This is a genomic window from Pseudoduganella lurida (genome assembly GCF_007830455.1).
Lineage (GTDB): Bacteria > Pseudomonadota > Gammaproteobacteria > Burkholderiales > Burkholderiaceae_D > Rugamonas > Rugamonas lurida.
In genome coordinates, this window is record NZ_VLLB01000001.1 from 1,162,432 (window position 1) to 1,180,799 (window position 18,368).

Below are 18,368 nucleotides of genomic sequence, written 5' to 3' on the forward strand. Positions count from 1 at the left end.
AACCCCTGGCATGAGCGAACCAGTATCAAGCTTGCTGCAACAGGCTGGCCGCCGCCGTGATGACTTCCCGCCCCAGCAATTCCAGGGCGTGCGACTGTACCCGCCATGCGTGCCAGAACAATGGCACGTCCGTGAAGCGGCCCGGGGCGACATCCACCAGCTCGCCCGTTTCCACCAGCGCATCGCATTGCTGTGACGGCAGCATGCCGTAACCGATGCCCAGCCGGGCCGCCTGCAGGAAAGGATCGCTGGCGGGCAGATAATGCACCGGATAGGCGCCCGCCATTAATCCCAATTCCTTCAGCAGGAAATCGGCCTGCAATGTGTCCTTGCGCGAGAAAACCAGCACCGGTGCGCGGATTGCCGCTTCGCGATTGAATCCCGCGGAAAACCAGCGTTGCACGAATTGCGGCGATCCGACCATCCGGTAGCGCATGAAACCCAATGGCGCGACGGTACAGCCGCGCATTGCCGTCGCCGCGCTCGATATACCGGCCACTGCCAGTCCTTTCTCCAGCAGCGCATAAGTGTAATTCTGCTCGTCCAGTACGATATCGAGCGTCATGCGCTGCGCCGCCAGGAATGGCGCGATGGCCGGCAGTAACCAGGTTGCGAGCGTGTCGTTATTGACTGCGACGGGTATCTGCAGAGGGCCCGACTGGTCGGTGCGCAAATCGGCCTGGAACTCCTGCTCCAGCAGCCGGGTTCGGCGCAGGTACACCAGCAGGCGCTGGCCCGTGGCCGTCGGACGGCATGGCCGGCTGCGCACCAGCAGGGGCGCACCCAGCGCCATTTCCAGCCCTGCGATGCGCTGGGAGACAGCGGAGGGCGTGATCCGCAGCTGCAATGCCGCGGTGTCGAAACTGCCCGTCTCCGCCGTCGCGAGGAAGGCATCGCATTGCCTGGCGTCGAGTCCCATCGTTACCTTAGTCAATTTAATGAAGCCGTAGATATTTTAATGCAGCTTCATTTAACTGGTCTGCTACTGCAGAATGACCGCCATTGAACGGGAGACGACAGGATGGCGGGAACGGTATTTTTGAGCGGACTGGCACTGGGCGCCAGCCTGATCATGGCGATCGGTGCACAGAATGCCCATGTCCTGCGGATGGGGGTGCGGCGCAGCCATGTGCCGCTGACGGTGGCAACCTGCATCCTCGTCGATGCGCTGCTGATCGCGGCCGGGGTGGCCGGGGCGGGCGCGCTGATCGGCGGATCGCCGGCGCTGATGGGCGTGGCGCGCTGGGGCGGCGCCGCCTTCCTGCTGTGGTACGGGCTGCGCAGCTGGCGCGGCCTGCTGGCGGACAGCCGCCTGGAGATCGATGCCGACGCCCCGCTGCCCTCCGCCGCGGCGGCCCTGGCAGCCGTGCTGGCGATGTCGCTGCTCAATCCGCACGTGTACCTGGACACGGTGGTGCTGCTGGGATCGATCGGCGGCCGCTACCCGGCACCCGAGCGGCTGGCATTCTCGGCGGGGGCGATGACGGCCTCGCTGCTGTGGTTCACGCTGCTGGGGTTCGGCGCTGCGCGTTTCTCCCGTGTGCTGGCGCGGCCGCTGGTCTGGAAATGCATCGAGGCGCTGACAGGCGCCGTCATGCTGACGCTGGCCGCCGGCCTGATCCTCGACGGCATCGCCGCCGCCTGATCGTCAGGCCTGCCGGTGCCCGCACTCCGTGCAGAACTTCGTGCCGGGCTGCAGCATCGTGGAGCAGGCCGTGCAGGCCGTCAGCTGGGCCGTCTTGTGGCCGCATTCGGGACAGAATTTCGCGCCATGCGTCTCGGCCCGGCACTGCGAGCAGACCAGTTGCATCTCCTGCTGCACGTCGTGACGCGTGCCCCGGCTCTCGCCTTCCACGCCGGCGCGTTCCGAGGCACTGCGTACCTCGCCCTGGGCGCGCGCCTTGGTGATCGCCACCTGCACGTTGGGCGCGCAATTGAAGCACAGGCCGTTGGCGCTGTCGAAGCACGGCTCGCAGACGTAATCGTGGCAGTTGCCGCAGCGGTTGAAGTGCGCCTTGCCGTCCGCGACGGCCTGCGTGAAGGCCTCGTCGCGCGCCGAATGCCAGCCCGCCTCCGCCAGCCCGCCCAGCACCGTGCTGGCATTACCCAGCAGCCCGCCGAACATGTTCGCGCCCTTCTGGATCCAGCCGGACGCCTGGCCGCTGCGATACGGCCTGAAGCGGGTGCGCCAGCGGTCGTTGCAGCGCTGGCAGTAGAACTCGAACTGGAAGCCCGCGTCGACCCCCGATGAATTGCTCAGGTCCTGGACATTGCTCGAGAATCGGATTTCCGCCGACATACCATTCCTCCGTTTTGGCTAGCCACCGATTATACGAAGGGAATGGTTCAGCCAGTAAAGATTTATCGGAAAAACAACATCTTTCAACGGTGGAAGCGCGGCCCGCACAGCACCCGCAGGATCACCTGCCGGTCGAGGCGGCAGGACTCCATGTAGCGGATGGCCCCATCGATGCCTTCGGTATCGCAGAGCCGCAGCGCGCGGTCGATGACGGCGGCGGTGGTATGGTCGGTGCGGTGTTCACACATGGTTGGGTCCTCCTGCATGGGGTCTCCTCGAAAGCCGGTGTCGATCCGGCAGAACCAGCTTAAGGCTGGAAGGCGCTCCGATGCGCAACGCCGATGTTTCGTTCGTAAGCAAATGTGAACGAGCGTGCGGTTTTGCAAGGCCCGGCAAGCGCGCGCCGCGGGCCGGCGCTCGACGATAAACTTGGTAAAAGTTCAATGACTGACTTTCCGTCCGCTAGGCGCCGCCGTCTGCTCGCGTTTCCAGCTCGGCAATCCCGGCACGAGTTTTCAGCACGAGTTTTCAGCACGAACTTTCAGCACGCGTTTTCAGCACAGAATTCAGCACGAATGTCGACCCTCTGCCGGTCCGAAAGGAGCCCCATGCCCGATACCTTCACCCGCAGCACGATCACCATCAACGGTGCCGAGCTGCCCCTGCCGGCCGACCCGCGCGTGTCGCTGCTGGATTTCCTGCGCGAGCACCTGCACCTGTCCGGCACCAAGAAAGGCTGCAACCAGGGTGCCTGCGGTGCCTGCACCGTGCTCGTCGATGGCGAACGCATCCTGTCCTGCCTGGCGCTGGCCGTGCAGTACCAGGGCCGCACCATCACGTCCGTCGAAGGCCTTGCGCAGGACGGCACCTTGCACCCGCTGCAGCGCGCCTTCGTCGAGCACGACGGCTTCCAGTGCGGCTACTGCACGCCCGGCCAGCTGTGTTCGGCGTTGGGCATGGCGGCGGAACTGCGCCGCGGCGTGCCCAGCTACGTGACGGCGGACCTCGCGGCCGACGGCGTCGCGTTCAGCCAGGACGAGGTGCGCGAGCGCATGAGCGGCAACCTGTGCCGCTGCGGCGCCTACAACGGCATCGTGGCCGCCGTCACCGAATTCCACACGCAGGAGACACCATGACGCCCTTCACCTTTGCCCGCGCGGCCAACGTGGCCGATGCCGTGCACCTGGCCGGCACGGCCGGCACGAAATACCTGGGCGGCGGCACCAACCTCGTCGACCTGATGCGCGAGACGGTGGAACAGCCGGCCGGCCTGGTCGACGTGACGGGCCTGCCGGACACGATCGAGGAGCGCGCCGATGGCAGCCTGCTGATCGGCGCGGCGGCGAAGAACACGGCCGTGGCCGAGCACCGCGCGGTGCGCGCGCGCTTCCCGCTGCTGTCCCGCGCCATCCTGGCAGGCGCCTCGGCGCAGATCCGCAACATGGCAACCGTGGGCGGCAACCTGCTGCAGCGCACCCGCTGCGCCTACTTCTACGACAACGCCGGCTCCCGCTGCAACAAGCGCACGCCGCAGCAGGGCTGCGACGCACTGGACGGCTTCAACCGCATGCACGCCGTGCTGGGTGCCTCCGAGGCCTGCGTGGCCACGCACCCGTCGGACATGTGCGTGGCCCTTGCCGCACTCGATGCGATCGTGCACCTGCAGGGCGCGCAAGGTACGCGCACCGTGCCGCTGACCGACTTCCACCTGCTGCCCGAAGACCACCCGGAGGTGGAGACCGTGCTGCAGCCGGGCGAACTGATCACGGCGATCGAGCTGCCGCCCCTGGCGTTCGCCGCCAATTCCGCCTACCGCAAGGTGCGCGACCGGGCCAGCTATGCGTTCGCGCTGGTGTCGGTGGCGGCGGCCATCGAGATCGAGAACGGCATCGTGCGCGACGTGCGGCTGGCGCTGGGCGGCGTGGCCCACAAGCCCTGGCGCGCCCGCATCGCCGAGGGGATGCTCAAGGGCCGGCCGGCATTGGAAGCGCGCTTCCACGCGGCCGCGGCGGCGGAGCTGGCCCATGCCCGTCCCCTGCGCGACAACGGCTTCAAGATCGAACTGGCCACGCGCACGGTCGTTGCCGTATTGGGCAGCCTGGCGGCGCGGCCCTGAGGAGAACCCATGAACATCGTCCAGACCTTGCAGAAGGCCGGCCAGGCCGTGATGAAGAAGGCCGTCGAGCATGCGCCCGATGCGCTGATCCCCGGCGGCATCGCCGATCCATTGATTGCGCGGGGCGATCCGCTGATCGGCGCGCCCGTCTCGCGCGTCGATGGGCCGCTGAAGGTGCGCGGCGAAGCCAGGTTCGCCGCCGAGATCCCGCTGGCCGGCATGACGTATGCCGCGCTGGTCTACAGCACCGTGCCGAAGGGCCGCATTGCCGACATCGACACGACGGCTGCCGAGGCGGCGCCCGGCGTGGTCTTCGTCATGACACACCGGAACGCGCCGAAGATGAACAAGGTGCCTGTCTTCCTCAGCAAACCGAAGGCGGCAGGCGGTGCCGACCTGCCCGTGTTCCAGGACGACCAGGTGCACTGGAACGGCCAGCCCGTGGCCATCGTCCTGGCCGAGACGCAGGAACAGGCCGACCATGCGAAGTCGCTGGTGCGCGTGACCTACGAGACGGCCGAGGCGGTCACGTCGCTGGCGGCGGCGAAGGCACGCGGCAGCAAGACCGGCGTGTTCCAGGGCGAACCGCTGAAGGTCGAAAGCGGCGATGCCGAAGCGGCACTGGTGGCCGCGCCGTTCCAGGTCGATGCCGTGTACAGCACGCCGCGCCACAGCCACAACGCCATCGAGCTGCATGCGGCCACTCTGGCCTGGGACGGCGACGAGCTGCGCGTCCACGACGCCGTGCAGGGGGTCGCCCACACGGCCTGGTCGCTGGCGCAGGTGTTCGGCATCCGGGAAGAACAGGTGCATATCACGTCGCCCTTCGTCGGCGGCGGCTTCGGCGGCAAGGCGCTGTGGCAGCACCAGGTGCTGGCCGCCGCCGCATCGAAGGTGTCCGGCCGGCCGGTGCGGATCGTGCTGTCGCGCGAAGGCGTGTACCGCGTCGTTGGCGGCCGCACCTTGACCGAGCAGCGCGTGGCCATCGGCGCGCAGGCAGACGGCCGCTTCGACGCGCTGATCCACACGGGTCTCGCCGTGATGACGGAACATAACAATATGCCCGAGCCGTTCATCATGCCGGCCAAGTGCCTGTACGGCGTCGGCGCCTTCCACCTGGAAGTGCAGGCCGCACAGATGGACATGATCGCCAACACCTTCATGCGTGCGCCCGGCGAATCGGTCGGCTCGTTCGGCCTGGAAAGCGCCATCGACGAGCTGGCCGACCGCCTCGGCATCGATCCGATCGAGCTGCGGCGCCGCAACGAGCCGGCGAAGGACCCGACGACCGGCACGCCGTTCTCGTCGCGCTACCTGCTGGAAGCCTACCGGGCCGGCGCGGAACGCTTCGGCTGGGAAGCGCGCACCCTGCCCCGCATGCGCCGCGATGGCGAATGGCTGATCGGCATGGGCTGCGCCACCGCCACCTATCCTTACTACCGCATGCCCGGCGGCGCCGCGCGCCTGACGCTCACGCCGGACGGCCGGGTGCATGCGGAAGTGGCCGCGCACGAGATGGGCATGGGGACCGCCACCGTGCAGTCCCAGCTGATCGCTGCCCGCCTCGGCGTGCCGCTGGACCAGGTGACGTTCGACTATGCGGACACGAAGTTCCCCGGCGTGATCCTGGCCGGCGGTTCGCAGCAGACGGCATCGATCGGCCGGTCCATCATCGCCGCGCAGGATGCCCTGTTTGCCGACCTGCTGGCGCTGGCCGGAGAAAAATCGCCGCTGGCCGGCCTGAAGCCGGACGAGGTGCGCGCCCGCGACGGTGGCCTGTGCAGCATTGCCGATCCGTCGCGGTTCGAAAGCTATGGGGCGCTGATGGGCCGCACCGGACGCACGGCCATCCAGGTCGAGGGCAAGGCACCGCCGCCACTGGAACTGGCGCACTGGTCGATGCATTCGTATGGCGCGATCTTCTGCGAAGTGCGGGTCAGCCAGGTCACCGGCGAGACGCGCGTCAACCGCCTGCTGGGCTCGTTCGACTGCGGCCGCATCCTGAACGCGAAGACGGCCACCAGCCAGTTCCGCGGCGGCATGATCATGGGCCTGGGCATGGCGCTGCTGGAAGAAACGCAATTCGACGAGCGCAACGGCCGCATCATGAACCCGAACCTGTCCGACTACCACGTGGCCGCGCACCTGGACGTGCCGGAGATCGACGTGATCTGGACCGATATCCCCGATCCCCATGCGCCGGCCGGCGCGCGCGGCATCGGCGAGATCGGCATCACGGGCACGGCGGCGGCGGTGGCCAATGCCGTGTACAACGCCTGCGGGATCCGCGTGCGCGACCTGCCGATCACGCTGGACAAGCTGATGGGGTGATGCAGGAAGGATGGCTCTGGCCGCGCGCTGCACGGCGCGGCTGGCCTGCCCAGCTGGGTTCGAACCAGCGACCTACGGCTTAGAAGGCCGTTGCTCTATCCAGCTGAGCTATGGGCAGTCGGGACGGTGCGCCGCGATGGGCGAGCCGGATAAGACAACAGCGGGTCTGTGCCCGCTGTCAGGCCAAAATGATAACCGCTGGCTCCGGGGGCGTCAAATCGGTGCGGGGGCGGTGGTGGCGTGCAACCGGTGACAGGCGCCACCAGCTGCCACGGGGCTGGTGCGGCCACTGCGGCGGAGCGGCGGCCGGAAGGAGCAGGTCAGGCGGCGTTCTGTGCTGCCGGTGCCTCGACGAGGTCGGCGATGCGGCGCGCGCATTGCTGGGCAAGCAGCTCGTCGCGGGCTTCGACCATCACGCGGATCAGCGGTTCGGTGCCGGAGGCGCGGATCAGCACGCGGCCGCTGTCGCCCAGCTGGCGTTCGACCGCTTCCTTCTCGGCCACCATCGCCGGATTCTTCTGCCAGTCGAAGCCGGCCGGCACGCGCACATTGATCAGCGTTTGCGGGAACAGCACGAGGTGGCTGGCGATCTGCGCCAGCGTCTGGCCGCTGCGCTTGAGTGCGGACAGCACCTGCAGCGCGGAGACGATGCCGTCGCCCGTCGTGTGCTTGTCCAGGGCCAGCAGGTGGCCGCTGCCCTCGCCGCCCAGGATCCAGCCCTTTTCCTTCATCACTTCCAGCACGTAGCGGTCGCCCACCTTGGCGCGCGCGAAGCCGACGCCCTTCTCCCTGAACGCGACCTCGAGAGCCATGTTCGTCATCAGCGTGCCAACGGCGCCCTTCACTTCGCCCGTGGCGAGACGGTCCATCACCATCACGTACAGCAGCTCGTCGCCGTTGTACAGGCGGCCGTTGGCGTCGCACATGATCAGGCGGTCCGCGTCGCCATCGAGGGCGATGCCGAGGTCGGCGTCGTGGGCCAGCACGGCGGCGGCCATCGCCTTCGGTGCCGTGGCGCCGTGGCCGTCGTTGATGTTGAAGCCGTCGGGCTTGTTGCCGATGGAGACCACCTCGGCGCCCAGCTCATGGAACACGTGCGGGGCGATGTTGTAGGCGGCGCCATGGGCGCTGTCGACGACGATCTTCAGGCCGCGCAGGTCCAGCTCGTTCGGGAACGTGCTCTTGCAGAATTCGATGTAGCGGCCCTGGGCATCGTCCAGGCGCTTGGCGCGGCCCAGTTTTTCGGAGGGCACGCAGCCCATCGGCTGGTCGATCAGCGCCTCGATGTCCAGCTCGACGGCATCGGGCAGCTTGGTGCCCTGGGACGAGAAGAACTTGATGCCATTGTCATGGAACGGGTTATGCGAAGCCGAGATGACGACGCCGGCGGACAGGCGGAGCGCACGCGTCAGGTAGGCGATTGCCGGGGTGGGCATCGGGCCGGCCAGCCGCACGTCCACGCCGGCGGCGGCCAGGCCTGCCTCCAGCGCCGCTTCCAGCATGTAGCCGGAAATGCGCGTGTCCTTGCCGATCAGGACGGTGGGACGGGCCGTGCCCGCCTGCGCCGTCTTGGCCAGCACCTTGCCGGCAGCGTAGCCCAGGCGCATCACGAAATCCGGCGTGATCGGCGCTTCGCCCACCAGGCCACGCACACCATCGGTACCGAAATATTTACGTGCCATGTTCTTCTCTTCCATCAAATTGATTCAGTTAGCGGATGCCGGGTTGCAGGCCGCCTGCCAGACCTTCAGCGCGTCCACCGTTTCGGCCACGTCGTGCACCCGCACGATGCGTGCGCCGTGCGCCACGGCCGCCAGGGCGCCGCCGATGCTGCCGGCCAGCCGCTGTTCGACGGGCTTGCCGGTCACGGCGCCGATCATCGACTTGCGCGACAGCCCGGCCAGCAGCGGCACGCCCAGCGCGGCGACCATCTCGCGGCCGGCGCGCAGCAAAGTGTAATTATGCTCGACGGTCTTGCCGAAACCAAAGCCCGGATCGATCCACAGCCGATCGCGGTCAATGCCGGCTTCGACCAGGGTTGCGATGCGCTCGCGCAGGAACTCCGTCACGTCGCGGACGACATCGGCGTAGGCAGGTTTATCCTGCATTGTTGCAGGTTTGTCAAGCATGTGCATGATGCAGAGCGCGCAGTCGCTGTCGCGCACGGCCTCGATCGCACCCGGCGCGCGGAAGGCATTGATGTCGTTGATCATGTCCACGCCGGCCAGCACCGCCTCCTTCATCAGCTGCGGCTTGTAGGTGTCGACGGAGATGGCGACGCCGGTATCGCGCAGTGCGTACAGCTGCGGGAGCACGCGGCGCAGCTCTTCTTCCAGCGGCACGACCGGCGCGCCGGGGCGCGTGGACTCACCGCCGACATCGATGATGTCGACGCCGTCGCGGATCATCTGCTCGGCATGGGTGATGGCGAAGTCCAGTGCGGCGAACTTGCCGCCGTCGGAGAAGGAATCAGGGGTGGCGTTCAGGATGCCCATCACGAGGGCCCGGTTGGCCGGCAGGCGATGCCGGCCGAAAGCGATGGAAGACATGGATCGGTGTGGAATCGGTAGCGGAAAATGAAAAGGGCGAGGATCGCTCCTCACCCTTGTGACTGCACTGGCGTGCCGCGGGCCTGGATCAGGCCGGTGCGGTGGCGCTCGGCGATGCCGTCGGACCGTCGCCGCTCGGCTGCTTGCGGATGGTCACGCCGGCTTTCGGCGGACGCGGCTCCTGGCCGGCCATGATGTCGTTGATCTGGTCGGCATCGATCGTTTCCCAGTCCAGCAGCGCCTTGGTCATCATCTCGACCTTGTCGCGGTTCTCGTCCAGCAGCTTGCGCGCCAGGGCGTACTGCGAATCGAGGATGTTGCGGATTTCCGCATCGACCTTCTGCTGCGTGGCTTCCGAGATGGTCTTGTTGGTGCCGCCCATGAAGCCTTCGTTCGCTTCATCCTCGTACACCATCACGCCCAGCGAATCGGACATGCCGAACTTGGTCACCATCGAGCGGGCCAGCTTGGTGGCGCGCTGGAAGTCGTTCGACGCGCCGGTGGACATCTGGCCGACGAACAGCTCCTCGGCGATACGGCCGCCGAACAGGATCGAGATCTCTTCCAGCATCTTGTCCTTGTAGCCGCTGATGCGGTCATGTTCCGGCAGCTGCCAGGTCAGGCCCAGGGCCCAGCCGCGCGGCATGATCGTGACCTTGTGCACCGGATCGGCCTTCGGCAGCAGCTTGGCGACGACGGCGTGGCCGGACTCGTGGTAGGCCGTGTTGCGGCGTTCCTCTTCGCGGATCACCATCGACTTGCGTTCCGGACCCATGAAGATCTTGTCCTTGGCATCCTCGAAGTCGGCCATGTCCACCAGGCGCTTGCTGCGGCGGGCGGCAAACAGCGCCGCTTCGTTGACCAGGTTGGCCAGGTCCGCACCCGAGAAGCCGGGCGTGCCGCGGGCCAGGATGTCGGCTTTGACGTCCGTGCTGATCGGCACCTTGCGCATGTGGACGTTCAGGATCTGTTCGCGGCCGCGGATGTCCGGCAGGCCGACGGAGACCTGGCGGTCGAAACGGCCCGGACGCAGCAGGGCCTTGTCCAGCACGTCCGCCCGGTTGGTGGCCGCGATCACGATGACGCCCGAGGAAGCCTCGAAGCCGTCCATCTCGACCAGCAGCTGGTTCAGCGTCTGCTCGCGTTCGTCGTTGCCGCCGCCCATGCCGGCGCCACGGTGACGGCCGACCGCGTCGATCTCGTCGATGAAGATGATGCAAGGCGAGTGTTTTTTGGCGTTCTCGAACATGTCGCGCACGCGGGACGCACCCACGCCGACGAACATCTCCACGAAGTCGGAACCGGAGATCGAGAAGAACGGCACTTTTGCTTCGCCGGCAATGGCGCGCGCCAGCAGCGTTTTACCCGTACCCGGTGGGCCCACCATCAGCACGCCGCGCGGGATGCGGCCGCCCAGTTTCTGGAACTTGGTCGGGTCCTTCAGGAAGTCGACGATTTCCGTGACTTCTTCCTTCGCCTCGTCGCAACCGGCCACGTCGGCGAAATTGACGGTGTTGTTCGTTTCATCGAGCATGCGCGCCTTCGACTTGCCGAAGGAGAAAGCGCCGCCCTTGCCGCCGCCCTGCATCTGGCGCATGAAGAAGATCCACACGCCGATCAGCAGCAGCATCGGGAACCACGACACGAACACCTGCTGCAGGAACGATGGCTCTTCCGGCGGACGCACATCGAAGCGCACGCCGTTTTCGCGCAGGTCGCCGATCAGGCCACGGTCGAGGCCGGTGGCGGTGGTGCGCACGCGCGAATCATCCGTCTTCGTGGCAGTGATCGTGCTGCCCTCGAGTACGAGGTCCTTGATCCGCTTTGCCTTGATCTCGTCCAGCAGATCGGAATAGGCGATCGTCTTGGCGCCGCCGGACACGCTGTTGTGATCGAACTGCTTGAACAGCATGAACAGCAACAGGGCAACCACGACCCAGATGGCGGATTTGGAAAACATGTTATTCACGAAAACTCCTTGGATGCTTGCGCACCTGTTACCTGTAGCAGAAATCCGATTTTACCCGCATTACATCGACACGCGCTACAAAGTGCCGTAAAGGTGCGGGGACGGTGCTGGCATGCACCGCCGGTCCACTCCCAATGCGCGAAAAGCATAAAAACTGCTTCTCCGCTGGTCGATGTGCGGCTTTTGGCAGGAATTACAAGTCCGTTATAGGTATTTTTCCCCGGCAGCGGGGACTCGATAGTCAATCGTCAGCCGTGGCATTTGCGCCACCGGCGTCGGCCGGATGCTTCAGGCCACGCCCCAGCAGGAAAATCTCGGACGATTTGACACGGCTGGCCTTCGGCTTTTTCTGCGTGACGGTCCTGAATTCATGGCGGAATTTCTCGACGATCTGCGAGAAACCCATGTCCTTGAAACATTTCACCAGCAATGAACCGCCCGGCTTCAGGTGCAGCTGCGAGAATTCGATGGCCAGGTCGATCAGGTCTTCCATGCGCGCCGCGTCGGCCGAGGCGATGCCCGACAGGTTCGGCGCCATGTCCGACAGTACCAGGTCCACCTTTCGGCCCTGCAGCACCTCGCCGAGGCGGTGCAGCACTTCTTCCTCGCGGAAGTCTCCTTGCAGGAAATGCATGTCCGCGATGGGCTCCATCGGCAGGATGTCCAGGCCGATGATGGTGCCATTGATGCCGCCGCCCTCCTTGCCCGCCAGCTTGCGCCGCACGTACTGGCCCCAGCTGCCCGGCGTGCAGCCCAGGTCGACGATCACCTGGCCCGGCTTGACGAGTTTTTCATCCTCGTCGATTTCCTTCAGCTTGTAGGCCGCGCGTGCGCGGTAGCCGTCCTTCTGCGCAGCCTTCACGTAAGGGTCGTTAATATGGTCGTGCAACCAGTTTTTGTTTAATTTGTTCTTTGCCATTCGCGTAGAATACTGCCTTTAAGAGAGCTACCTATAAATCATTATGTTGAATCTGACCCCTGTTGAGCGCAGCGCCCTGCGCGCAGAAGCCCACGCGCTCAAGCCTATCGTCCTCATTGGGGAAGCCGGCCTGACCGCAGCCGTGATGAAGGAAATCGAGCTGGGCCTCGATTCCCACGGCCTGATCAAGGTCCGCGTGTTCGGCGACGACCGCGAAGCCCGCATCGCCATGTACGAAACCATCTGCGAACAGCTGGACGCGGCACCCATCCAGCACATCGGCAAGCTGCTGGTGCTGTACCGCCCGAAGAAGGAAGCGGAAAAAGCCCGCACCGGCAAGACCGGCAAGGGCATGCGCATGGTCACCATCGTCAAGCCGAGCGCCAGCGGCACCAAGAAGCCGTCCGTCAGCAAGGTCATGCTGAAGGGGAACGAGCGCGTGACCGAAGGCGGCACCATCAAGCGCGCCAAGAAACGCCAGAGCAGCCCGAAGAAGAGCCTGGGCTGATCGTCGTTCGCGCTGCCGAAAGCGGGCCCTGCCCGCTTTTTTGTTGCCTCAAAAATGGGGTCTGTCCCCATTTTTGAGGCAACTATTGTTTCAGGACCAGCCAGCCGGCCAGGATGCTCTGCACCAGGTAGATCACGCTCGACACCCCATGCAGCATGCCGAAGCGCGATCTGGCGGCGGAGGCCAGCACGCCATCCGGCCCTGCCGCGGTGCGCAGCTCGGCCATCAGAGGCTGCAGGCCGTAGTGGCTGACCACCGTGCACAGCGCCATTGCCGCGATCAGGGCCAGCACGGTGCGGCGGCGCGCCGGCGTCCAGCCGGGCGTGGCGAACTTCAGCAGCACCAGCAGCGCCAGCGCGCAGCCCAGCGAGAGCAGCGCCTCGGCATGGAACAGCGCGCCGGCGATCGTGCCGGCCAGTATCCGGTCGGACAGCGTGGCAAACAGCATCGGCGCCACCAGGTAGCCCACCGCCCACAGGCTGCCGGCCCACAGCACGGCCACCAGCAGCCGGACCTTCTCCAGAAGGCCGGGGTGCTGCGGCATCGCCGGCTGCATCAGATGTAGCGTACTTCGAGGATTTCGTACTCGCGCGGGCCGCTCGGGGCCTGCACTTCGACGACGTCGCCGGCCGACTTGCCGATCAGGGCACGCGCGATGGGCGACGTGACGGAGACCTTGTTCACCTTGATGTCCGCCTCGTCCGTGCCGACGATCTGGTAGGTGACTTTCTGGCCCGACTCCAGGTCTTCCAGGTCGACCGTGGCGGCAAACACCACGCGGCCTTCCGCGTCCAGCGTGGTCGGGTCGATCACCTGCGCGGTCGACAGCTTGCCTTCCAGCTCGGCGATACGGCCTTCGACGAAGGCCTGGCGTTCCTTGGCGGCGTCATACTCGGCGTTTTCCGACAGGTCGCCATGCGACCGCGCTTCGGCGATCGCATCGATGACGATACGGCGTTCCTTGGTCTTCAACTGGTGCAGTTCCTCTTTCAGGAGCTCGGCGCCGTATTTGGTGAGTGGAACAGAATTCATGTTTCGTCTCTGGGGTTGGATCTAACGTATGAAAAAGCACGGAGCCCGCGCCATGCTTCGGCGCGGGCTCCGTCGGGTACCTTGCAGTCGCCTTGCGGGAGAGACCCCGCAAGGTGCAGTCAAGGCTTAGTGTAAGGTTTTATGCAGGCCTTGTAAATCGTACACGCGTAACTCGTCCAGGTGACGGATACCCGCCACCGCGGCCTCGGCGCCCGCGATCGTCGTGTAGGTTGTCACGCGCGACTGCAGCGACGAGGTACGGATCGCCCGCGAATCGACGATGGCGCTGCGCTTTTCCTCGACCGTGTTGATGACCAGCGCGATCTCGTGGTTCTTGATCATGTCGACCACGTGCGGCCGGCCTTCCACCACCTTGTTCACCGGCGCGACGGGAATGCCCGCCGCCGCGATCACGGCCGCCGTGCCCTTGGTGGCCACCAGCGAGAAGCCGGCATCGACCAGGTCGCGCGCCACCTTCACGGCGCGCGGCTTGTCGGAGGCCTTCACGGACAGGAACACCTTGCCGGACTTCGGCAGCTTCACGCCGGCGCCCAGCTGCGACTTGACGAAGGCTTCGGCAAACGTCTGGCCTACGCCCATCACTTCGCCCGTCGATTTCATTTCCGGTCCGAGGATCGTGTCCACGCCCGGGAATTTCACGAACGGGAACACGGCTTCCTTCACGCTGTAGTAAGGCGGCACGACTTCCTGCGTGATGCCCTGCGAAGCGAGGGTCTGGCCGACCATGCAGCGCGCGGCAATCTTGGCCAGCTGCAGGCCCGTGGCCTTCGACACGAACGGCACGGTACGCGACGCGCGCGGATTCACTTCCAGCACGAACACGACATCCTTCTGCTGGCCATCGATCTCCTGTTTCTGGATCGCGAACTGCACGTTCATCAGGCCGACCACGTTCAGGCCCTTGGCCATCAGCGCGGTCTGGCGCTTCAGTTCATCGATCGTGTCCTGCGACAGCGAGTACGGTGGCAGCGAGCAGGCCGAGTCGCCCGAGTGCACGCCGGCCTGCTCGATGTGTTCCATCACGCCGCCGATGAAGGTGGTTTCGCCATCGGAGATGCAGTCCACGTCGCACTCGATCGCGTCGTTCAGGAAGCGGTCCAGCAGCACCGGCGAATCGTGCGAGACCTTGACGGCCTCGCGCATGTAGCGCTCCAGGTCGCGCTGCTCGTGGACGATCTCCATCGCCCGGCCGCCCAGCACATACGATGGACGCACCACCAGCGGGTAGCCGATTTCCTGGGCCAGTGCCAGCGCTTCCGCTTCGGTACGCGCGGTGCGGTTCGGCGGCTGGCGCAGCTCCAGGTCCTGCAGCAGCTTCTGGAAGCGTTCGCGGTCTTCCGCCGCATCGATCATGTCCGGCGAGGTGCCGACGATCGGCACGCCGTACTTTTCCAGGTCCAGTGCCAGCTTCAGCGGCGTCTGGCCGCCGTACTGCACGATCACGCCGACCGGCTTTTCCAGGTCGACGATTTCCAGCACGTCTTCCAGGGTCAGCGATTCGAAGTACAGGCGGTCGGACGTGTCGTAGTCGGTCGACACGGTCTCCGGATTGCAGTTGACCATGATGGTCTCGTAGCCGTCCTCGCGCATCGCCAGCGCGGCGTGCACGCAGCAGTAGTCGAACTCGATGCCCTGGCCGATGCGGTTCGGACCGCCGCCCAGCACCATGATCTTCTTCTTGTCCGTCGGGTTCGACTCGCACTCTTCGTCGTACGTGGAGTACATGTACGCCGTGTTCGTCGCGAATTCGGCCGCGCAGGTATCGACGCGCTTGTACACCGGACGGATGCCCAGCTCGCGGCGCTTGTTGCGCACTTCCACGTCCGTCGTCTGCAGCAGGTAGGCCAGGCGGCGGTCCGAGAAGCCCTTCTGCTTCAGCCGGTACAGGGTGTTCTTGTCGAGGCCCTCGAGTTTTTGTGTATCCAGCCACAGCTCGATGTCGACGATCTCCTTGATCTGCACGAGGAACCACGGATCGATCTTGGTCAGCTGGTGCACTTCCTCCAGCGTGAAGCCCTGGGCAAACGCGTCGCCCACGTACCAGATGCGTTCCGGACCCGGCTCGCCCAGTTCCTCTTCCAGCTTCTCGCGGTCCACCGTCTTCTGGTTCAGGCCATCGACGCCCACTTCCAGGCCGCGCAGCGCCTTCTGGAACGACTCCTGGAACGTGCGGCCCATCGCCATCACTTCGCCGACGGACTTCATCTGCGTGGTGAGGTGGTCGTCGGCGGTCGGGAATTTCTCGAACGCGAAACGGGGGATCTTCGTCACGACGTAGTCGATCGACGGTTCGAACGAGGCCGGCGTGGCGCCGCCCGTGATCTCGTTGCGCAGCTCGTCGAGCGTGAAGCCCACGGCCAGCTTGGCCGCCACTTTCGCGATCGGGAAACCGGTGGCCTTCGAGGCCAGCGCGGAGGAACGCGACACGCGCGGGTTCATCTCGATGACGATCATGCGGCCATCGGCCGGGTTGATCGAGAACTGCACGTTCGAGCCGCCCGTGTCCACGCCGATCTCGCGCAGCACCGCCAGCGAGGCGTTGCGCATGATCTGGTATTCCTTGTCCGTCAGCGTCTGCGCCGGTGCCACCGTGATCGAGTCGCCCGTGTGCACGCCCATCGGGTCCAGGTTCTCGATCGAGCAGATGATGATGCAGTTGTCCGCCTTGTCGCGCACCACTTCCATCTCGTACTCTTTCCAGCCCAGCAGCGACTCTTCAATCAGCAGCTCGCTGGTGGGCGAGGCTTCCAGGCCGCGCTTGCAGATCTGCTCGAACTCTTCCTCGTTGTAGGCGATGCCGCCGCCGCTGCCGCCCATCGTGAACGAAGGCCGGATGATGGTCGGGAAGCCCATCTCGCGCTGCACCTTCCACGCTTCTTCCATCGTGTGCGCGATGCCGGAACGGGCCGAACCGAGGCCGATCTTCGTCATCGCGTCCTTGAACTTGGAGCGGTCCTCGGCCTTGTCGATCGCTTCCGGCGTGGCGCCGATCAGCTCGACGTTGTACTTGGCCAGGATGCCGTTGTTGTGCAGGTCCAGCGCGCAGTTCAGCGCCGTCTGGCCGCCCATCGTCGGCAGGATCGCGTCCGGACGCTCTTTCGCCAGGATGCGTTCCACCACCTGCCACGTGATCGGCTCGATGTAGGTGACGTCGGCCATTTCCGGGTCCGTCATGATGGTGGCCGGATTGCTGTTGACGAGGATGACTTTATAGCCCTCTTCGCGCAGGGCCTTGCAGGCTTGCGCGCCGGAGTAGTCGAATTCGCAGGCCTGGCCGATCACGATCGGGCCGGAGCCGATAATCAGGATGCTTTTGATGTCTAAACGTTTTGGCATTTATTTTTTCTCCGCGGCTTCCATCATCGAGATGAAGCGGTCAAACAGGTACGAGACGTCGGTCGGGCCGGGCGACGCTTCCGGGTGGCCCTGGAAGCAGAACGCCGGCGTGTCGGTGCGGGCAAAGCCCTGCAGCGAGCCGTCGAACAGCGACACGTGGGTGACGCGGCAGTTGTCCGGCAGCGTGGCCGAGTCCACGGCAAAACCATGGTTCTGCGACGTGATCAGCACCTGCTTCGAATCGAGGTCCTGCACCGGGTGGTTGGCGCCGTGGTGGCCGAACTTCATCTTGAGCGTCTTCGCGCCGGATGCCAGGGCCATGATCTGGTGGCCCAGGCAGATGCCGAAGGTCGGGATCTGTTTCGCCATCAGTTCGCGCGTGGCGTTGATCGCGTAGTCGCAGGGTTCCGGATCGCCCGGACCGTTGGCCAGGAAGATGCCGTCCGGATTCAGGGCCAGCGCATCGGCGGCCGTCGACTGGGCCGGCAGCACGGTGACCTTGCAGCCGCGCTCGGCCAGCATGCGCAGGATATTGCGCTTCACGCCGTAGTCGAAGGCGACGACGTGGAAGCGCGGCTTGTCCTGCTTGCCATAGCCCTCGCCCAGCTGCCATTCGGTCTCGGTGAACTCGTAGGCGGCCGTGGTGGACACGACTTTCGCCAGGTCCATGCCTGTCAGGCCCGGGAACGAGCGGGCCAGTTCGACGGCCTGCGCCACGGATGGCTCGTTGCCCTGCGTGCCGGTCAGGATGGCACCGGCCTGCGCGCCCTTTTCGCGCAGCAGGCGCGTCAGCTTGCGGGTATCGATGCCGGCGATGGCGACCACGTTCTCGGCCTTCAGGTAGTCGCCCAGCGACTGCGTGGAGCGGAAGTTCGACGCGAGCAGCGGCAGGTCGCGGATGATCAGGCCGGCCGCGGCCACCTTGCCCGCTTCGACGTCCTCGGCATTGATGCCGTAGTTGCCGATGTGCGGGTACGTCAGCGTGACGATCTGGCGCGTATAGCTCGGGTCGGTCAGGATTTCCTGGTACCCGGTCATGGAGGTGTTGAAGACGACTTCACCGGTCGTGTGACCGGCGGCGCCGATCGAATAACCTTTGAAGACGGTGCCGTCGGCGAGAGCCAGGATGGCTGGAACGGCAGGGCCAGAAAGAAATGGCGGCAAGGGCAACTCCTGTAAAGTTACCGTAGCCGCGCCACGTCAGCGATCCGCATAAAAAATAAGCCGGGCGGAGCCTGGCTGCGGGTCGAATGAGTATGGATTGATGTGGTAGGCGCTACGGTAGATA

At 65.5% G+C, this 18,368-nt stretch carries 16 protein-coding genes and 1 tRNA gene; 5 read left to right on the forward strand and 12 right to left on the reverse strand.

Features of this window, described 5'->3' with window-relative positions; all coding sequences use genetic code 11:
* Positions 1 to 25: 25 nt before the first annotated feature.
* Positions 26 to 919, reverse strand: coding sequence for a LysR family transcriptional regulator ArgP (locus IP91_RS04960; RefSeq protein ID WP_145647619.1), 894 nt, complete (start codon positions 917 to 919; stop codon positions 26 to 28).
* Positions 920 to 1,039: 120 nt separating this feature from the next.
* Here IP91_RS04960 and IP91_RS04965 point away from each other — a divergent pair, with 120 nt between their 5' ends.
* Complete coding sequence (locus IP91_RS04965; RefSeq protein WP_307724397.1) at positions 1,040 to 1,645, forward strand: LysE/ArgO family amino acid transporter; 606 nt, start codon at positions 1,040 to 1,042, stop codon at positions 1,643 to 1,645.
* A gap of 3 nt (positions 1,646 to 1,648) precedes the next feature.
* Here the strand turns inward: IP91_RS04965 and IP91_RS04970 are convergent, their stop codons facing one another.
* Together IP91_RS04970 and IP91_RS04975 are read right to left on the reverse strand one after the other, a co-directional pair.
* Positions 1,649 to 2,299: a zinc ribbon domain-containing protein gene (locus IP91_RS04970; protein WP_145647620.1), complete on the reverse strand. Its 651-nt coding sequence runs from the start codon at positions 2,297 to 2,299 to the stop codon at positions 1,649 to 1,651.
* An 83-nt stretch (positions 2,300 to 2,382) separates the two neighbouring features.
* Complete coding sequence (locus IP91_RS04975; RefSeq protein WP_145647621.1) at positions 2,383 to 2,565, reverse strand: hypothetical protein; 183 nt, start codon at positions 2,563 to 2,565, stop codon at positions 2,383 to 2,385.
* Positions 2,566 to 2,907: 342 nt separating this feature from the next.
* On the opposite strand from IP91_RS04975, the gene IP91_RS04980 reads away from it, so the two are divergent.
* The 3 genes from IP91_RS04980 to IP91_RS04990 are packed head-to-tail and all read left to right on the forward strand — an operon-like array spanning position 2,908 to position 6,746.
* The gene (locus IP91_RS04980) at positions 2,908 to 3,435 is read left to right on the forward strand and encodes a 2Fe-2S iron-sulfur cluster-binding protein (protein WP_145647622.1); all 528 of its coding nucleotides are present in this window, start codon (positions 2,908 to 2,910) and stop codon (positions 3,433 to 3,435) included.
* A complete protein-coding gene (locus tag IP91_RS04985) occupies positions 3,432 to 4,415 on the forward strand; it encodes an FAD binding domain-containing protein (protein ID WP_145647623.1) in 984 nt (327 codons plus the stop codon). Before IP91_RS04980 ends, IP91_RS04985 begins: the two co-directional genes overlap by 4 nt.
* Before the next feature lie 9 nt (positions 4,416 to 4,424).
* Entirely contained in the window at positions 4,425 to 6,746 is a 2,322-nt protein-coding gene (locus IP91_RS04990; protein WP_145647624.1) for a xanthine dehydrogenase family protein molybdopterin-binding subunit, read from the forward strand.
* A gap of 41 nt (positions 6,747 to 6,787) precedes the next feature.
* On the opposite strand, the gene IP91_RS04995 is transcribed toward IP91_RS04990, so the two are convergent.
* The 5 genes from IP91_RS04995 to IP91_RS05015 all read right to left on the reverse strand — a co-directional run bounded on the left by IP91_RS04995 (position 6,788) and on the right by IP91_RS05015 (position 12,183).
* A tRNA-Arg gene (locus IP91_RS04995) sits at positions 6,788 to 6,864 on the reverse strand.
* A gap of 202 nt (positions 6,865 to 7,066) precedes the next feature.
* Positions 7,067 to 8,428, reverse strand: coding sequence for a phosphoglucosamine mutase (glmM, locus tag IP91_RS05000; RefSeq protein ID WP_145647625.1), 1,362 nt, complete (start codon positions 8,426 to 8,428; stop codon positions 7,067 to 7,069).
* 24 nt (positions 8,429 to 8,452) lie between these two features.
* Positions 8,453 to 9,295 carry a dihydropteroate synthase gene (gene folP / locus IP91_RS05005; RefSeq protein ID WP_229473883.1) on the reverse strand — a complete coding sequence of 281 codons (843 nt, stop codon included), beginning with the start codon at positions 9,293 to 9,295 and terminating at the stop codon, positions 8,453 to 8,455.
* Positions 9,296 to 9,383: 88 nt separating this feature from the next.
* Entirely contained in the window at positions 9,384 to 11,264 is a 1,881-nt protein-coding gene (ftsH, locus tag IP91_RS05010; RefSeq protein ID WP_145647626.1) for an ATP-dependent zinc metalloprotease FtsH, read from the reverse strand.
* 241 nt (positions 11,265 to 11,505) lie between these two features.
* Positions 11,506 to 12,183 carry an RlmE family RNA methyltransferase gene (locus IP91_RS05015; RefSeq protein ID WP_145647627.1) on the reverse strand — a complete coding sequence of 226 codons (678 nt, stop codon included), beginning with the start codon at positions 12,181 to 12,183 and terminating at the stop codon, positions 11,506 to 11,508.
* Positions 12,184 to 12,226: 43 nt separating this feature from the next.
* Here IP91_RS05015 and yhbY point away from each other — a divergent pair, with 43 nt between their 5' ends.
* Entirely contained in the window at positions 12,227 to 12,691 is a 465-nt protein-coding gene (gene yhbY, locus IP91_RS05020; RefSeq protein ID WP_145647628.1) for a ribosome assembly RNA-binding protein YhbY, read from the forward strand.
* 82 nt (positions 12,692 to 12,773) lie between these two features.
* On the opposite strand, the gene IP91_RS05025 is transcribed toward yhbY, so the two are convergent.
* From IP91_RS05025 to carA, 4 genes are all read right to left on the reverse strand, one after another.
* Positions 12,774 to 13,235 carry a DUF4149 domain-containing protein gene (locus tag IP91_RS05025; RefSeq protein ID WP_145647629.1) on the reverse strand — a complete coding sequence of 154 codons (462 nt, stop codon included), beginning with the start codon at positions 13,233 to 13,235 and terminating at the stop codon, positions 12,774 to 12,776.
* A gap of 11 nt (positions 13,236 to 13,246) precedes the next feature.
* Positions 13,247 to 13,723: a transcription elongation factor GreA gene (greA, locus tag IP91_RS05030; protein ID WP_145647630.1), complete on the reverse strand. Its 477-nt coding sequence runs from the start codon at positions 13,721 to 13,723 to the stop codon at positions 13,247 to 13,249.
* A 126-nt stretch (positions 13,724 to 13,849) separates the two neighbouring features.
* Positions 13,850 to 17,080, reverse strand: coding sequence for a carbamoyl-phosphate synthase large subunit (gene carB, locus IP91_RS05035; RefSeq protein ID WP_145647631.1), 3,231 nt, complete (start codon positions 17,078 to 17,080; stop codon positions 13,850 to 13,852).
* Positions 17,081 to 18,244, reverse strand: a complete 1,164-nt coding sequence (gene carA, locus IP91_RS05040; RefSeq protein ID WP_145647632.1) for a glutamine-hydrolyzing carbamoyl-phosphate synthase small subunit — start codon at positions 18,242 to 18,244, stop codon at positions 17,081 to 17,083. It lies immediately after the preceding gene.
* Positions 18,245 to 18,368: the final 124 nt, after the last annotated feature.

Coding starts and splice junctions, on each gene's coding strand:
- IP91_RS04960 (WP_145647619.1), bottom strand. CDS start 919: ATGGGACTCGACGCCAGGCAATGCGATGCCTTCCTCGCGACGGCGGAG.
- IP91_RS04970 (WP_145647620.1), bottom strand. CDS start 2,299: ATGTCGGCGGAAATCCGATTCTCGAGCAATGTCCAGGACCTGAGCAAT.
- IP91_RS04975 (WP_145647621.1), bottom strand. CDS start 2,565: ATGCAGGAGGACCCAACCATGTGTGAACACCGCACCGACCATACCACC.
- IP91_RS04980 (WP_145647622.1), top strand. CDS start 2,908: ATGCCCGATACCTTCACCCGCAGCACGATCACCATCAACGGTGCCGAG.
- IP91_RS04985 (WP_145647623.1), top strand. CDS start 3,432: ATGACGCCCTTCACCTTTGCCCGCGCGGCCAACGTGGCCGATGCCGTG.
- IP91_RS04990 (WP_145647624.1), top strand. CDS start 4,425: ATGAACATCGTCCAGACCTTGCAGAAGGCCGGCCAGGCCGTGATGAAG.
- glmM (WP_145647625.1), bottom strand. CDS start 8,428: ATGGCACGTAAATATTTCGGTACCGATGGTGTGCGTGGCCTGGTGGGC.
- folP (WP_229473883.1), bottom strand. CDS start 9,295: ATGTCTTCCATCGCTTTCGGCCGGCATCGCCTGCCGGCCAACCGGGCC.
- IP91_RS05015 (WP_145647627.1), bottom strand. CDS start 12,183: ATGGCAAAGAACAAATTAAACAAAAACTGGTTGCACGACCATATTAAC.
- yhbY (WP_145647628.1), top strand. CDS start 12,227: ATGTTGAATCTGACCCCTGTTGAGCGCAGCGCCCTGCGCGCAGAAGCC.
- IP91_RS05025 (WP_145647629.1), bottom strand. CDS start 13,235: ATGCCGCAGCACCCCGGCCTTCTGGAGAAGGTCCGGCTGCTGGTGGCC.
- greA (WP_145647630.1), bottom strand. CDS start 13,723: ATGAATTCTGTTCCACTCACCAAATACGGCGCCGAGCTCCTGAAAGAG.
- carB (WP_145647631.1), bottom strand. CDS start 17,080: ATGCCAAAACGTTTAGACATCAAAAGCATCCTGATTATCGGCTCCGGC.